Origin of the sequence: Pseudomonas sp. HR1 (genome assembly GCF_030175875.1) — a bacterium.
Classification (GTDB): Bacteria; Pseudomonadota; Gammaproteobacteria; order Pseudomonadales; family Pseudomonadaceae; genus Chryseomonas; species Chryseomonas oryzihabitans.
In genome coordinates this window covers 1,314,489-1,328,440 of the sequence record NZ_JASNRF010000001.1, presented here as the reverse complement: position 1 = coordinate 1,328,440, position 13,952 = coordinate 1,314,489, and the positions used below count along the sequence as shown (strand labels likewise).

Below are 13,952 nucleotides of genomic sequence, written 5' to 3'. Positions count from 1 at the left end.
CGTTATGGGTCCGGCACGGCCGGTGGCAGAGCGCCTCCGCAACCAGAGCGGAAGGCGCTCCTTTAGTCGCCCTTATTCGGGAAGACGTTCCACCTTGCCCACCACCAGGCCGTAGCAGAGGGCGCCGATCAGCGCGGTCACGCCGATGAAGGCGATGGCCGGAGCGAAGCTGCCGTCCTTGACCAGGAAGCCGATGACGATGGGCACACAGATGGCGGAGAGGTTGCCGATGAAGTTGAACATCCCGCCGGTAAGGCCGATCAGCCGCTCCGGCGCCATGGCCGAGACCATCGACCAGGTGATGGAGGCCAGGCCGTTGCCAAAGAAGGCCAGTGCCAGGCAGGCGATGATCAGCGCGGGCGAGTCGACGAAGTTGGCGCCGACGATGCTGGTGGAGATCAGGAGGCCGCCGATGATCGGCAGCTTGCGCGCCAGGCCCACGGAAGCGCCGCGGCGGATCAGCCAGTCCGACAGCAGCCCCGAGCAGATCACGCCGAGAAAGGCGGCCAGGAACGGCAGCGAGGCGAGGAAGCCGGCCTTGATGAAGTCCATGCCGCGGTATTTCACCAGGTAGGTGGGGAACCAGGTCAGGAAGAACCAGAGGGTGGAATTGAGGCAGAACTGGCCGATGTAGATGCCCCAGAGCTTGCGCTTGTTGAGCACGCTCCAGAGGTCACGCCACTGGAAGGCGGCGCGGCTGCGGTTCTTCTGTTCCAGGTCGACCAGGCCACCGCCCTCCTGGATCAGCGCGACCTCGGCGGCATTGGCGCCGCGGAAGTCCTTGGGTTCGCGATAGACCAGGTACCAGATGGCCGCCCAGAGGATGCCGACGCCACCGGTGACGACAAAGACCATGTGCCAGCCGAAGGTCTGCTGCAGGTAGATCAGCACCGGGGTGAGAAAGGCCAGGCCGACGAACTGGCCGGAGGTGTAGAAGCCGATGGCGGTGGCCCGCTCGCGCTCGGGAAACCAGGTGGTGACCACCCGGTTGTTGATTGGATAGGCCGGTGCTTCCAGGGCGCCCACGGCAAGGCGCAGGATGATCAGGCCGATGAAGCTGCCGACGAAGCCCAGGCCGATGGTGGCCAGCGACCAGAGCGCGATGGCCACCGGATAGAGGATGCGCGGGGCGACCTTGTCCACCAGCCAGCCACCGGGGATCTGCATGGCGGCATAGGTCCAGCCGAAGGCCGAGAGGATCAGGCCCATGTGCACCGGCTCGATGCCCAGGTCCTGGGCCAGGTGGGGCGCGGCGATGGAGAGGTTGCTGCGGTCGAGGTAGTTGATCACCACGGTGACGAACAGCAGCGTCATGATGAAGAAGCGGGCCCGACTGGGCTTGGCCAGGGTCGGCGCGGCCGCGGCCGCCGCCGGGGAGGCGTGGGTGGGAGTGGGCATGGCTCGGGTCCTGTAATTGACGTTGTGGCGAGCGTTGTCGATGTCTGGGGTCAGGCTGCTGGGGCGGCCCTCACCCTGGCCCTCTCCCAGAGGGAGAGGGGATGGTCGGTGCGGAGGTCGAGCCCCGCGCTCCTGTTCTTGCTCCCTCTCTCCTTGGGAGAGGGGTGGGGTGAGGGGTCAGCGGCGGTGGTCCGGCTTTCCCTCACCCTGGCCCTCTCCCAGAGGGAGAGGGGACGGTCCGAACGAGAGCGAAACTCCGCGCTCCTGCTCTTGCCCCCTCTCCCTTGGGGAGAGGGTTGGGGTGAGGGCGTCTCTCACCACTCGGCGAAACTGCCGTCCTTGTGCCGCCAGATCGGATTGCGCCAGCGATGGCCGATGGCCGCGCGTTCCTTGACGAACTCCTCGTTGACCTCCACGCCCAGCCCCGGTCCCTGGGGGATCTTCACGTGGCCATCGCCGTAGTCGAACACCTCGGGATTCTTGATGTAGTCGAGCAGGTCGTTGCCCTGGTTGTAGTGGATGCCCAGGCTCTGCTCCTGGATGAAGGCGTTGTAGCAGTTGGCGTCCAGCTGCAGGTTGACCGCCAGGGCGATGGGACCGAGCGGGCAATGCAGGGCGATGGCGACGTCGTAGGCCTCGGCCATGTTGGCGATCTTGCGCGTCTCGGTGATGCCGCCGGCATGGGAGGGATCGGGCTGCAAGATGTCGACGTAGCCTTCCTGGAGGATGCGCTTGAAGTCCCAGCGCGAGTACAGCCGCTCGCCCAGGGCGATGGGCGTGTTGCTCATCAGGGCGATCTCCTTGAGCGCCTCGTGGTGCTCGCTGAGCACCGGCTCCTCGATGAACATCAGGCGGAACTGTTCCAGTTCCTTGACCAGCACCTTGGCCATGGGCTTGTGCACCCGGCCATGGAAGTCCACGCCGATGCCGAAGTGCGGACCGCAGGCGTCGCGGATGGCGGCGACGTTGGCGATCACCTGGTCGACCTTGTCGTAGGTGTCGACGAACTGCATCTCTTCGCTGGCGTTCATCTTGATCGCGGTAAAGCCCTTGGCCTGGCGCTCCAGGGCCTGGGCCGCGGTCTCCGCCGGGCGGTCGCCGCCGATCCAGGAATAGACGCGGATGCTGTCGCGCACCTGGCCGCCGAGCAGCTCGTGCACCGGCACGCCCAGGGCCTTGCCCTTGATGTCCCACAGCGCCTGGTCGATGCCGGCCAGGGCGCTCATGTGGATGCCACCGCCGCGATAGAAGCCGCCGCGGTAGAGCACCGTCCAGTGGTCTTCGATGTTGCGCGGGTCCTTGCCGATCAGGTAGTCGGCCAGTTCCTCGACCGCCGCCGCCACGCTGTGGGCGCGGCCTTCCAGCACGGGTTCGCCCCAGCCGTGGATGCCCTCGTCGGTCTCGATCTTGAGAAAGCACCAGCGCGGCGGGACGACATAGGTGGTGAGTTTGGTGATCTTCATGGTCAGGAATTCTCGATTTGAATTGTTGGATCGAGGAGATTGGATAAATCGCGGCCATGGGCCGCTCCTACGGAGGCACCGGGTATCTGTAGGAGCGGTCCATGACCGCGAGCTTTAAGCGTTCTTTACCGCCGCCCACCCAGCCGCAAACGCCTGGGCATTGGCGCTCACCTGCGCCGCGGTCAGGCCCGGCTTGTACAGCGCCGAGCCGAGGCCGAAGCCGTTGGCACCGGCGGCCACGTAGGGGCCCATGTTGTCCGGGGTGATGCCGCCCACCGGCAGCAGCGCCAGCTCCTTGGGAAAGACCGCGCGCCAGGCCTTGACCACCGCCGGGCCGAGTTGCTCGGCGGGAAACAGCTTGAGGCTGTCGGCGCCGGCGTCGAGGGCAGCGAAGCCCTCCGAGGGCGTGGCCACGCCCGGGGCGCTGACCAGGCCGGCGGCCTTGCTGGCGCGGATCACCGCCAGGTTGGCGTTGGGCGAGACGATCAGCCGGCCCCCGGCGGCATCCACCTCGGCCACCTGGGCTTCGGTGAGCACCGTGCCGGCGCCGATCAGGCAGCTCTCGCCCAGCTCGGCGGTGAGCCGGCGGATGCTCTCGTAGGGCTGCGGCGAATTGAGCGGGATCTCGATGACGCGAAAGCCGGCGTCGTAGAGGGCGCGCCCGACCGGGACGATCTCGTCGGGGGTGACGCCGCGCAGGATGGCGATCAGCGGCAGGTCCTTGAGGTAGGTATCAAGCATGGGAGCCTCCAGAGGTGGGGAGCAGGCCGGCAGCCTGGGCCAGGCGCCAGAGCCCGGCCCGGGTGGCCTGCTCCAGCAGGCGGACCTGGTCGATGTCGAACAGCGCCAGGGCGTCGCGATAGCGCTGGCAGAGTGCCGCATCGCCGATCAGCACCAGGGGTGGACAGGTGGCGCCCGCGAGGGCGGCGACCTGGCTGCGCAACTCTTCGCCGATCAGCAGGCCGGAGAGGTAGTCGAGGCTGTGCGCCGCACCCAGTTCGCCGGCCAGGACCCGGCTGCGGGCGGTGAAGAGGCGGCCGAACAGGCCCTCGGCGCCGGCGTCGCGGGCGGTGGTGAGACCCAGGCGGAAGGCCTCGGCACTGGCCTCGGGACCGGCCTCGGCGGCTGGGCGACCCAGGATGGAATGCTCGCGCAGCACGGCGAACAACTCGCCGGTCATGTAGGTGGCGAAGTCGGTGAGACGACCGTCGCGCACCCGCACCCACTTGCTGTGGGTGCCGGGCAGCACCAGCAGGGCTTCGGCGGCCAGGTCCGGCTCCAGTTCGAGGGCGCCGAACACCTGGGTTTCCTCGCCACGCAGGACGTTGGGCAAGGCGCCGCGCTGCATCACTCCGGGAACCAGGTGGAGGTCGCCGCAGCCCGTGTCCAGGCGCAGCAGGCCGGCGGCCAGGCTGTGGACGTCGGCCGGGCAGTCAGCATAGGGCACCTCATGCCAGCCGCCGCGACTGCCGACCATGCCGCAGGCGATGGCGGGCAGGTCCGGCTGGGCCTCGCGCCAGTCGCCCACCAGGGCGCGATAGGCCGCGGCGAAGTCGCCGTCGGGCACATGCATGATGCCCCAGGGCCGGCTGCGGGTTTCCAGCACGGCGCCCTGGGCGTCGAACAGCTGGGCCCGCAGGGACGAGGTGCCCCAGTCGAGGCCGATGAGGTGCGGGGTGGCGGTCATGCGGGGCTCCAGCCAAGTTCGCGGGAAATGGCCCGGGCGCAGGCAGTGACCTCGGGCTGCAACTCGTGCAGCCGCGCCTCGGGCATGTAGGGGATGGCGCTGGCCACGCTGAGGGCCGCGACGATGGCGCCGTCGGCGCCACGGATGGGCGCGGCCACGCAGCGGATGCCCAGTTCGTTTTCTTCCAGATCCAGGGCATAGCCCTCGGCGGCGTGGCGCCGCAGCCGCGCACGGTAGTCCGCCCAGGGCAGGAAATCCTCGCGCAGCCCGGGCTGGCCGGTGCGCCGGGCCACGCCTTCGCCATAGAGGGCTTCCCACTCGCCCTCGGCGAGATCCAGCATCAGCGCCTTGCCGACCCCGGTCAGCGCCAACGGCATGCGCAGCCCGACCCGGGATCTCATCTCCAGGCCACGGCTGCCGGGCAGCTTGTCGAGATAGAGGACATCGCCGCCCTCGCGCACGCCGAGGTGCACGGTGTCGCCACAGTGCTGGGCCAGGCGTTGCAGGTGGGGACGGGCCACACCGGTCAGCGGCAGCTGCTCGCGGGCCTGGTAGCCGAGGGCGATGAGATGGCTGCCGAGGATCAGCCGCCCGCCATCGCTGCGCAGATAGCCCGCCTGGGTCAGGGCAGCAACCAGCCGATGGGTGGTGCTGCGGGTGCAGCCGATGGCGGCGCCGACCTGGGCCAGGCTGTCAGCCCCGGCGGCCACGGCTTCTAGCACGGCCAGGCCGCGGAACAGGGCCTGGGCCCCGCTGGGCGCTTCGCCCTTGTTGGAATTGTTGTCGTTCATGGCCTTCACTCTAGAAGCCTCTTCGGCAAATCTCAATATGTGATACGTCATCCCATATGTTGGGATAGAAGTTAGATATGACAGCCTTGTCACATAGCTGCAATATTGGCGCTATCTAATGCACGGCACATTGCAAGGACTCGAGAGGCAGAGCGCTCCATGACGGGTAAATCCATCCTGATCGTCGACGATGAGGCGCCCATTCGCGAGATGATCGCCGTGGCCCTGGAAATGGCGGGCTATGAATGCCTGGAGGCGGACAACAGCAAGGACGCCCACGCCCTGATCGTCGATCGCAAGCCCGATCTCATCCTGCTCGACTGGATGCTGCCCGGCACCTCCGGCCTGGAACTGGCCCGCCGCCTCAAGCGCGACGAGCTGACCGATGCCATCCCCATCATCATGCTCACGGCCAAGGGTGACGAGGACAACAAGGTCCAGGGCCTGGAGACCGGTGCCGACGACTACATCACCAAGCCCTTCTCGCCCCGCGAGCTGGTGGCGCGCCTGAAGGCCGTGCTGCGCCGCACCGGGCATCTGGAGAACGACGGTCCGCTGGAGGTCAACGGCCTGATCCTCGATCCGATCAGCCACCGGGTGACCATCGACGGCGCACCCGCCGAGATGGGCCCCACCGAATACCGTCTGCTGCAGTTCTTCATGACCCACCAGGAGCGCGCCTATACCCGCGGCCAGCTGCTGGATCAGGTCTGGGGTGGCAACGTCTATGTCGAGGAACGTACCGTGGACGTGCACATCCGCCGCCTGCGCAAGGCCCTCGGCGAGACCTACGAGAACCTGGTACAGACGGTGCGCGGCACCGGGTATCGCTTTTCCACCAAACTCTGACGCGGGATCACCGCCGCCGTGAACATCAACTGGCGCTCCCGTCTGGCCACCCAGCTGTCGACCGTGGTCGCCGGCTGCGCCCTGGCCGGCTGGCCCTTCGGCCATGTCGGCCTGGCGGTGGCCCTGGGACTGGCGGTCTATCTGGCGGTCACCCTGAGGCACCTGTTGCGCCTGCAGGCCTGGCTGCTGAGCGAGGCCCCGGGCGCGCCGCCGGAAGCCGAGGGTCTGTGGGGCGAGGTGTTCGACCGGCTCTATCGGCGCCAGCGCCACGAACAGCGCCAGCGCGAGGAATTGCTCGCCGTGATAGGTCGCGCCCAGGCCTCCACCGAGGCCCTGCGCGACGCCATCATCCTGGTGGATCGCCATGGCAACCTGGAATGGTGGAACCGCGCCGCGGAAACCCTGCTGGGCCTGCGCCAGCCCCAGGACCTCGGTCAGCCCATCACCAACCTGGTGCGCCATCCGCGCTTTTCCGACTATTTTCTCGGCGGCGACTATGGCGAGCCGCTGGAACTGGCCTCCCCACTCAACGACGACCAGTACCTGCACATCCTGGTCACCCGCTTCGGCGAAGGCGACCGGCTGCTGCTGGTGCGCGACGTGACCCGCGTCCATCAGCTGGAACAGATGCGCAAGGATTTCGTCGCCAACGTCTCCCACGAATTGCGTACCCCGCTGACGGTGATCACCGGCTACCTGGAGACCCTGCTGGACAACGCCGACCACGCCACTCCACGCTGGCGGCGGGCGCTGGGGCAGATGCAGCAGCAGGCCGGACGCATGCAGCACACCATCGACGACCTGCTGTTGCTGGCCCGTCTGGAAGCCACCGATTATCCCGCCGACAACCGCCCGGTGGCCCTGGAGCCGCTGCTCGCCTCCATCCTGCAGGACGGTCGCGCCCTGTCCGGCGCCGTCGGCCATCGCCTGAGCCTGGAATGCGAGCCGGGTCTGGCCCTGCTGGGCAGCGAGACGGAGTTGCGCAGCTGCTTTTCCAACCTGGTGTTCAACGCGGTCAAGTACAGCCCCGAAGGCGGCGAGGTGCGGGTGCGCGCCTGGCAGGACGCCGCAGGCGCCCATGTCGCGGTGCAGGACAACGGTCCCGGTATCGACGCCCGCCACCTGCCGCGCCTGACCGAACGCTTCTATCGCCTCGACGCCAGCCGCGCCTCCAGCACCGGCGGCACCGGCCTGGGCCTGGCCATCGTCAAGCACGTGCTGATCCGTCATCGCGGCGGCCTGGACATCCACAGCGTGCCTGGCGAGGGCAGCTGCTTCACCTGCGATTTCCAGCCTGAACAGATCGCCCAACGCACCGCCGCCTCGGCCTGAGCCGTCCCCTCCCCGCCGTGCTATCGTCCGGCCATCCCTGCCACGGTCTCCTGCCATGCCCCCAGCCCTGCGCCTGCTGCCGGTCCTGCTGCTCGCCCTGATCGGCTGTCTGTTGCTGGGCAGCCAGGCCTGGCACCGCGCCGAACAGGCGAGCCTGGCCGAGGCCAGCCTGCTCGGCCAGGAGCAGTTGCGCCTCCACGCCAGCGGCCTGCAGACCCTGATCGACCGTTTTCGCGCCCTGCCGGCGGTGCTGGCCCAGGACCCGGAGCTGATCGCCGCCCTGAGCACCCCGCCCGATGCCGCCACCACCGAACACCTCAATCTCAAGCTGGAGCGCCTGAACACGGCGGCGCAATCCTCGACCCTGGAACTCCTGGATCGCACGGGCCTGGCCATCGGCGCCAGCAACTGGCGGCTGCCCACCAGCTACGTCGGCCACAACTACGCCTTCCGCCCCTATTTCAGCGAAACCCTCGCCGGCGGCAGCGGACGCTTCTATGCCGTAGGGGTCACCACCGGCATTCCCGGCTATTTCCTCTCCCACGCCGTGCTGGACGCCCAGGGGCGCTTTCTCGGCGCGGTAGTGGTCAAGCTGGAATTCCCCGCCATCGAGGCGCGCTGGGGCGAGCACCCGGAGGTGCTGCTGGTCAGCGATGCCCGCGGCGTGGTCTTTGCCGCCAATCGCCCGGCCTGGCGCTATCGCCTGCTGCGCGAGCTGACCCCGGCCGATCGCGCCGAGCTGGCCACCACCCGCCAGTACGACCGGCGCACCCTGCAGCCCCTGCCCTATCGCCAGGAGCGGGTGCTCGGCGAGCAGCGCCAGGTGGCCCACATCCAGGCCCCCGAAGGCAGCGCCGACTACCTCTGGGACAGCCTGCCACTGCCCAGCGAAGGCTGGACCCTGCACCTGCTCCGGCCCACCCGGGACCTGCAGGGCGGCGGCCCGGGTGCGGCACTGGCCGCCGTCTGCGTCTGGCTGCTGCTGGTCTGCGCCGGTCTCCTCTGGGCGCAACGGCGCCGGCTGCAACGCCTGCGCCAGCGCAGCCGCCTGGAACTGGAGCAGCTGGTGGAGGCCCGCACCGCCGAATTGCGCACCGCCCAGGACGGCCTGGTGCAGGCCGCCAAGCTGGCCGCCCTGGGGCAGATGTCGGCGGCCCTGGTGCACGAACTCAACCAGCCGCTCACCGCCCAGCGCATGCACCTGGCGAGTCTGCGCCTGCTGCTGGATCACGGGCGGCTGGACGAGGCCCGCGCCGCCCTGGAACGTCTCGATGGCCTGCTGACCCGCATGAGCGGTCTCACCGCCCACCTCAAGACCTATGCGCGCAAGACCCCCGCCGGCCTGCGCGAGCGGGTCGATCTGGCGCGGGTGGTGGATCAGGCGCTGGAGTTGCTGGAGGCCCGCCGTGCCGAGCTGGCCGTGGAGCTGATCCTGGAGTTGCCGCGCCCGGCCTGGTTGCTGGGCGATCCCATCCGCCTGGAGCAGGTACTGGTCAATCTGCTGCGCAACGCCCTCGACGCCGTGGCGGAGCGACCCCGGCCGCAGGTCCGGGTCAGCCTAGCGCGGGAGGGAGATGCCTGGTTGCTGGAGGTGGCCGACAACGGTGGCGGCATCGCCGCCGAGCACCTGGACCAGGTGTTCGATCCCTTCTTCACCACCAAGCCGGTCGGCGAAGGCCTGGGACTCGGCCTGGCGGTGTCCTCGGCCATCGTCCAGGCCCAGGGTGGCAGCCTGGCCGCGCGCAACGGCGCCGAGGGCGCGGTCTTTGCCCTGCGGCTGCCGGCTGCGCCGGAGTCAGCCGGCTAACGCACGCAGAGCGTCACCAGCAGGGCGAAGCCCCAGCCGAGCACCCCGGTTACCAGCAGGGTCGCCGCATCCCAGGGCCCGCGGGTGGCATCCAGCAGCGGCAGGCCGACGCCACCGATCAGGGCGCTGGCGAGGATGCCCGCCAGGATCCGCACCAGCGGCCAGTGGCTGTCGGCGGCTTCCTCGGAAGCGGCAGCAAGGGGCTCTTCTTCGGACATGGCAGGGCTCCACCAGGGGATATGGAAGGCGACCCTAGCCCGGCAACCTGAAGCTGCGATGAAGCGGCGCTTCAGATTGCCTTCAGCTTGACCGCCAAGACTGCGCCTCGTATTCCCCCGGAGAGGTCGCGATGCTCGACGTGACTTGGCAGTCCCCGTACAGCTTTACCCTGGCCGACCGCAGCGGTTCGCTGCTGGCCCGCCTGGAGCCGCGCGAGGCACCCGGCCGGCAGGCGACCGAAGCCTTCATCGGCGCGCGTTTCGCCCTGGAGCACGGCGCCCGCATCAGCCACTTCCTGCCGCTGCTGCTCGCCCTGCGCGATGCCGAAGGCGTGCTGCAGGCGGCGGTGGGGATCCGCTCCGCGCTGGACCAGTCGCTGTTTCTCGAACGTTATCTGCCCCAGCCGGTGGAGACCCAGGTGGCGGTGGCGCTCGGTCGGCCGATCGAGCGCGCGGAGGTGGTGGAGGTCGGCAATCTGGCGGCGCTGGGTCCGGGCCAGGCGCGTCTGCTGATCGTCGTCACCACCTGGCTGCTGGCCCGCAGTGGCCGGCGCTGGGTGACCTTTACCGGCGCCACCCGCCTGATCAACAGCTTTCATCGCCTCGGCCTGGCGCCCCAGGTGCTGGGCCTCGCCGATCCGGCCTGTCTGGGCGCCGAGCGCGAGAGCTGGGGCTCCTACTACGCCAACGCTCCCCAGGTCTGCGCCGGTGACATCCGCCAGGGCTATCAACAGTTGCTGCAGGCCGGCATCTTCGCCCGCCTGGGCCTCACCACCCTTGGCGAGGAGGACTGCCATGTCGCCTGAAGCCCGCTCCGTCAGTGATTTTTTTCTGGCCCTGGAACGCCACGTCGCCTGGGACGGCGAGCGCCCCGCGCTGAGTGGTGCCCAGGAAACCTGGAGCTATCTGCGGCTGTGGCGGGAGATTGCCCGGCGCGTCACCTGGCTGGCCGAGCACGGCATAAAGCGTCTGGCCCTGGACCTGCCCAATGGGCCCGAGTTGCTGGCCTGGGACCTGGCCGCCCTGCGCGCCGGACTGCCCTGCATCATCCTGCCGGACTTCTTCAGCCCGGCGCAGCGCGCCCATGTCCTGCAGGACTGTGGCGCCGATCTGTTGCTGGGCAATCCCGAGCGCGCCGCGGAATGGACCGCGGCAGGCTTCAGCGAGGGGCCCCACGGCTGGCAGCGTCCGGCCGCGGCGGCCACCGCGCTACCGGCGGGCACTGCCAAGCTCACTTACACCTCCGGCACCACCGGCACCCCCAAGGGCGTCTGCCTCAAGGCCGGACAGCTGCTGCGGGTGGCCGCCAGCCTGGAAGCCGCCAGCGGCGCCCTGGCGCCCCGACGCCATCAGGTGCTCCTGTCGCTGGGCATCCTGCTGGAAAATCTCGGGGTCTATGCCGCACTGCTGGCCGGTGCCGAGGTGGTGGTGCTCAAGGCCGAGGACCAGGGTGTCCGCGGCTCCGCCGGCATCGACTGGGCCCAGCTGGCCGCCTGCCTGCAGGAGCGCCAGCCACACAGTCTGATCCTCATGCCCCAGCTGTTGCAGGGACTCGTGGAGCTGGGCGAACGCGGGCTGCTGCGCCTGGACGGGCTGCGCTTCGCCGCCGTGGGCGGGGCGCCGCTGAGCGAGGCGCTGCTGACCCGCGCCAGCGCCTTGGGCCTGCCGCTGTTCCAGGGCTATGGCCTGTCGGAGTGCGCCTCGGTGGTGACCCTCAATCGCCCTGAGGCCAACCGCCCGGGCAGCGTCGGCCAGCCCCTGCCCCATGTGCGCCTGCGCCTGGCCGCCGACGGCGAAATCCTGGTCGGCGGCGTCGATTTCGCCGGCTACCTGGGCGAGCCCGGCAGCGCCACCGACGAGGTGGCCACCGGCGATCTCGGCGAATTCGACACCGACGGTTATCTCCACCTGCACGGCCGCAAGAAACACCAGTTCAGCCTGGCTTCGGGACGCAATGTCGATCCGGGCTGGATCGAGGCCGAACTCACCCAGCGCGGCGTCCTCGCCCAGGCCTATGTGCAGGGCGAAGGCGCCCGGCACCTGGTGGCGCTGCTCTGGCCACGGCAGCCGGACCTGCCCGACAGCCTGCTCGCCGACCAGATCGCCCGCCTCAACCAGCGCCTGCCCGACTATGCCCGCATCGGCGCCTGGCGCCGCCTCGCCGAACCCTTCACCCCCGCCAACGGCCTGCTCACCGCAACCGGACGCCTTCGCCGCGACGCCATCCAGGCGCATCACGCGGCCCTGCTCTCGCACCTTCTGGAGGTACCAGCATGAGTTTCTTCGCCACCCTGCAAGCCGAAACCGCCACGGAACGCCAGGCGCTGTTCGAGGTGCCCATCATCCGCGCCGCCCTGGGCGGCAATGTCGCCCTGGAGAGCTATGTCGCCTTTCTCGGCCAGGCCTATCACCACGTCCGCCACACCGCGCCACTGATGATGGCCTGCGGCGCCCGCCTGCCGGCGCGGCTGGAATGGCTGCGCGGCGCGGTCTGCGAATACATCGAGGAAGAATACGGCCACGACCAGTGGGTCCTCAGTGACATCGCCGCCTGCGGGGGCGATGCCGAGGCGGTGCGCGCCAGCCGCCCCGAACTGCCCATCGAGCTGATGGTGGCCTATCTCTACGACTTCATCGCCCGCGACAATCCGGTCGGCCTGTTCGGCATGGTCAATGTGCTCGAAGGCACCAGCATCGCCCTGGCCACCCAGGCCGCCGGCGCCATCCGCGGCCAGCTGGGCCTGCCGGCCACGGCCTTCAGCTACCTGGACTCCCACGGCAGCCTCGACCAGGAACACATGGCGACCTACCGCCAGCTGATGGATCGGCTGGACGATCCGGCCGACCAGGCCGCAGTGATCCACGTGTCCAAGGTGGTCTATCGCCTCTATGCCGACATGTTCCGCGCCCTGCCCGGCGCCGGCCAGCAACCGGAGCAGCGCCATGCAGCTGCCTGACTGCCGTATCCTGCTGACCGGTGCCAGCGGTGGCATCGGCCTGCCACTGGTGGAACAACTCTGCGCCGGCGGCGCCCAGGTGCTGGCGGTCGCCCGCGACACCCGCGCCCTGCAGCCCCTGGCCGAGCGCCTGGGTGGCCGGTTGCGCCTGCTCGACGCCGACCTCACCCGCCGGGCCGATCGCCAGGCGGTGCTGGCCGAAGCCAGCCGCGGCCAGGGCGTCAACGTGCTGCTCAACGCCGCCGGCAGCAACAGCTTCGCCCTGCTCGACGCCCTCGACGACGACGCCATCGACAACCTGCTGGCGATCAACATCGGCGCGGCCATCCAGCTGACCCGCCTGCTGCTGCCGCTGCTGCGCCGCCAGCCGCGCGCGGTGATCGCCCATGTCGGCTCCACCCTGGGCTCCATCGGCTATCCCGGCTATGCGCCCTATTGCGCCAGCAAGTTCGCCCTGCGCGGCTTCACCCAGGCCCTGCGCCGGGAGCTGGCCGATACCCGCATCCGGGTGCTCTACGTGGCGCCCCGCGCCACCCGCACGGCGATGAACGGCCCGGCGGCCATGGCCGTGAACCAGGCGCTCAAGAGCCAGGTGGACGACCCCACCGTGGTCGCCGGCGCGGTGATCCGTGCCCTGGTCGAGGACCGCCAGGAGCTCTATCTCGGCTGGCCGGAAAAGCTCTTCGTCCGCCTCAACGGCCTGATGCCCGGCCTGGTGGATCGCGCCCTGCGCCGCCAGCTGCCGGTGATCCGCCGCTTCATCGACCCCGCCTTCGCCCCGGAGAAACACCCATGACGACCCCGCGCAAGGCCCTCGGCCTGCTGCTCGCCGCCCTGCTCGCCAGCCCCTTCGCCCTGGCCGACGATGGCCAGCGCCTGGCCCAGATCCAGCAGCGCTGGGCCGAGATCCAGTACCGCCTGCCCAGCGCCGAAAAACCCGCGGCCTTCGAACAGCTGGCCGGCGAGGCGCGCGCCTTCACCCAGGCCGCGCCCCAGTCGGCGCCAGCGCTGATCTGGCAGGGCATCGTGCTCAGCAGCTGGGCCGGCGCCCAGGGCGGGCTGGGAGCGCTGGGCAAGGTCAAGGAAGCCCGCAGCGACCTGGAACAGGCGCTCAAGCTCGATCCCACGGCGCTGCAGGGCTCCGCCTACACCAGTCTCGCCGCCCTCTACGACCGGGTTCCCGGCTGGCCGATCGCCTTTGGTGACGCCAGCGAAGCCGATCGTCTGCTGCAGCGGGCCCTCGCCCTCAACCCCAGCGGTATCGATACCCTATACTTCTGGGGTGACCACCTGTATCGCCAGCAGCGCTATGCCGAAGCCCGCGCCGCCCTGCTCAAGGCGCAGCAGGCCGCCCCGCGGCCGGGACGCGAACTGGCCGACCAGGGACGGCGGGGCGAGATCGCCGCGCTGCTCAAGGACGTCGACCAGAAGCTGAAGTGACGAGGCCTCC

General features: G+C 69.5%; 14 protein-coding genes. 8 read left to right on the top strand and 6 right to left on the bottom strand.

Translation table 11 applies throughout. The features are described from left to right. Positions 1 to 72 precede the first annotated feature (72 nt). From QKY98_RS06170 to QKY98_RS06150, 5 genes are all read right to left on the bottom strand, one after another. Positions 73 to 1,398, bottom strand: coding sequence for an MFS transporter (locus QKY98_RS06170; RefSeq protein WP_077171127.1), 1,326 nt, complete (start codon positions 1,396 to 1,398; stop codon positions 73 to 75). A 314-nt stretch (positions 1,399 to 1,712) separates the two neighbouring features. Further along, positions 1,713 to 2,861: a galactonate dehydratase gene (gene dgoD, locus QKY98_RS06165; protein ID WP_197852111.1), complete on the bottom strand. Its 1,149-nt coding sequence runs from the start codon at positions 2,859 to 2,861 to the stop codon at positions 1,713 to 1,715. 114 nt (positions 2,862 to 2,975) lie between these two features. Beyond that, the gene (locus QKY98_RS06160; RefSeq protein WP_284670535.1) at positions 2,976 to 3,602 is read right to left on the bottom strand and encodes a 2-dehydro-3-deoxy-6-phosphogalactonate aldolase; all 627 of its coding nucleotides are present in this window, start codon (positions 3,600 to 3,602) and stop codon (positions 2,976 to 2,978) included. Next, positions 3,595 to 4,548, bottom strand: coding sequence for a 2-dehydro-3-deoxygalactonokinase (locus QKY98_RS06155; RefSeq protein ID WP_284670534.1), 954 nt, complete (start codon positions 4,546 to 4,548; stop codon positions 3,595 to 3,597). The genes QKY98_RS06160 and QKY98_RS06155 overlap by 8 nt, the downstream gene beginning before the upstream one ends. Continuing rightward, positions 4,545 to 5,339 (bottom strand): IclR family transcriptional regulator, encoded by a 795-nt coding sequence (locus QKY98_RS06150; protein ID WP_027597382.1) that lies wholly within the window; start codon positions 5,337 to 5,339, stop codon positions 4,545 to 4,547. Before QKY98_RS06150 ends, QKY98_RS06155 begins: the two co-directional genes overlap by 4 nt. Before the next feature lie 159 nt (positions 5,340 to 5,498). Between QKY98_RS06150 and phoB the strand changes: the two genes are divergently transcribed. From phoB to QKY98_RS06135, 3 genes are read left to right on the top strand one after another with little or no spacing between them, the layout of a single operon-like run. After that, positions 5,499 to 6,188, top strand: a complete 690-nt coding sequence (gene phoB, locus QKY98_RS06145; RefSeq protein WP_007159925.1) for a phosphate regulon transcriptional regulator PhoB — start codon at positions 5,499 to 5,501, stop codon at positions 6,186 to 6,188. Positions 6,189 to 6,206: 18 nt separating this feature from the next. Next, entirely contained in the window at positions 6,207 to 7,520 is a 1,314-nt protein-coding gene (gene phoR, locus QKY98_RS06140) for a phosphate regulon sensor histidine kinase PhoR (protein ID WP_027597381.1), read from the top strand. A 55-nt stretch (positions 7,521 to 7,575) separates the two neighbouring features. Then, a complete protein-coding gene (locus tag QKY98_RS06135) occupies positions 7,576 to 9,327 on the top strand; it encodes a sensor histidine kinase (RefSeq protein WP_144954470.1) in 1,752 nt (583 codons plus the stop codon). Here QKY98_RS06135 and QKY98_RS06130 read toward each other — a convergent pair. Continuing rightward, a complete protein-coding gene (locus QKY98_RS06130; protein ID WP_284670533.1) occupies positions 9,324 to 9,545 on the bottom strand; it encodes a hypothetical protein in 222 nt (73 codons plus the stop codon). The genes QKY98_RS06135 and QKY98_RS06130 overlap by 4 nt on opposite strands. A gap of 131 nt (positions 9,546 to 9,676) precedes the next feature. Here QKY98_RS06130 and QKY98_RS06125 point away from each other — a divergent pair, with 131 nt between their 5' ends. From QKY98_RS06125 to QKY98_RS06105, 5 genes are read left to right on the top strand one after another with little or no spacing between them, the layout of a single operon-like run. Beyond that, positions 9,677 to 10,351: a thermostable hemolysin gene (locus QKY98_RS06125; protein WP_284670532.1), complete on the top strand. Its 675-nt coding sequence runs from the start codon at positions 9,677 to 9,679 to the stop codon at positions 10,349 to 10,351. Next, positions 10,341 to 11,822 (top strand): AMP-binding protein, encoded by a 1,482-nt coding sequence (locus QKY98_RS06120; RefSeq protein WP_284670531.1) that lies wholly within the window; start codon positions 10,341 to 10,343, stop codon positions 11,820 to 11,822. Before QKY98_RS06125 ends, QKY98_RS06120 begins: the two co-directional genes overlap by 11 nt. Then, entirely contained in the window at positions 11,819 to 12,502 is a 684-nt protein-coding gene (locus QKY98_RS06115) for an iron-containing redox enzyme family protein (protein WP_144960891.1), read from the top strand. The genes QKY98_RS06120 and QKY98_RS06115 overlap by 4 nt, the downstream gene beginning before the upstream one ends. After that, positions 12,489 to 13,298: an SDR family oxidoreductase gene (locus tag QKY98_RS06110; RefSeq protein WP_278893988.1), complete on the top strand. Its 810-nt coding sequence runs from the start codon at positions 12,489 to 12,491 to the stop codon at positions 13,296 to 13,298. Before QKY98_RS06115 ends, QKY98_RS06110 begins: the two co-directional genes overlap by 14 nt. Continuing rightward, entirely contained in the window at positions 13,295 to 13,942 is a 648-nt protein-coding gene (locus QKY98_RS06105) for a tetratricopeptide repeat protein (RefSeq protein WP_169855060.1), read from the top strand. Before QKY98_RS06110 ends, QKY98_RS06105 begins: the two co-directional genes overlap by 4 nt. Positions 13,943 to 13,952: the final 10 nt, after the last annotated feature.

What these genes read in the sequence shown, in the direction of transcription:
- QKY98_RS06170 (WP_077171127.1), bottom strand. Translation starts at nt 1,398, where the DNA reads ATGCCCACTCCCACCCACGCCTCCCCGGCGGCGGCCGCGGCCGCGCCG.
- dgoD (WP_197852111.1), bottom strand. Translation starts at nt 2,861, where the DNA reads ATGAAGATCACCAAACTCACCACCTATGTCGTCCCGCCGCGCTGGTGC.
- QKY98_RS06160 (WP_284670535.1), bottom strand. Translation starts at nt 3,602, where the DNA reads ATGCTTGATACCTACCTCAAGGACCTGCCGCTGATCGCCATCCTGCGC.
- QKY98_RS06155 (WP_284670534.1), bottom strand. Translation starts at nt 4,548, where the DNA reads ATGACCGCCACCCCGCACCTCATCGGCCTCGACTGGGGCACCTCGTCC.
- QKY98_RS06150 (WP_027597382.1), bottom strand. Translation starts at nt 5,339, where the DNA reads ATGAACGACAACAATTCCAACAAGGGCGAAGCGCCCAGCGGGGCCCAG.
- phoB (WP_007159925.1), top strand. Translation starts at nt 5,499, where the DNA reads ATGACGGGTAAATCCATCCTGATCGTCGACGATGAGGCGCCCATTCGC.
- QKY98_RS06135 (WP_144954470.1), top strand. Translation starts at nt 7,576, where the DNA reads ATGCCCCCAGCCCTGCGCCTGCTGCCGGTCCTGCTGCTCGCCCTGATC.
- QKY98_RS06130 (WP_284670533.1), bottom strand. Translation starts at nt 9,545, where the DNA reads ATGTCCGAAGAAGAGCCCCTTGCTGCCGCTTCCGAGGAAGCCGCCGAC.
- QKY98_RS06125 (WP_284670532.1), top strand. Translation starts at nt 9,677, where the DNA reads ATGCTCGACGTGACTTGGCAGTCCCCGTACAGCTTTACCCTGGCCGAC.
- QKY98_RS06120 (WP_284670531.1), top strand. Translation starts at nt 10,341, where the DNA reads ATGTCGCCTGAAGCCCGCTCCGTCAGTGATTTTTTTCTGGCCCTGGAA.
- QKY98_RS06115 (WP_144960891.1), top strand. Translation starts at nt 11,819, where the DNA reads ATGAGTTTCTTCGCCACCCTGCAAGCCGAAACCGCCACGGAACGCCAG.
- QKY98_RS06110 (WP_278893988.1), top strand. Translation starts at nt 12,489, where the DNA reads ATGCAGCTGCCTGACTGCCGTATCCTGCTGACCGGTGCCAGCGGTGGC.
- QKY98_RS06105 (WP_169855060.1), top strand. Translation starts at nt 13,295, where the DNA reads ATGACGACCCCGCGCAAGGCCCTCGGCCTGCTGCTCGCCGCCCTGCTC.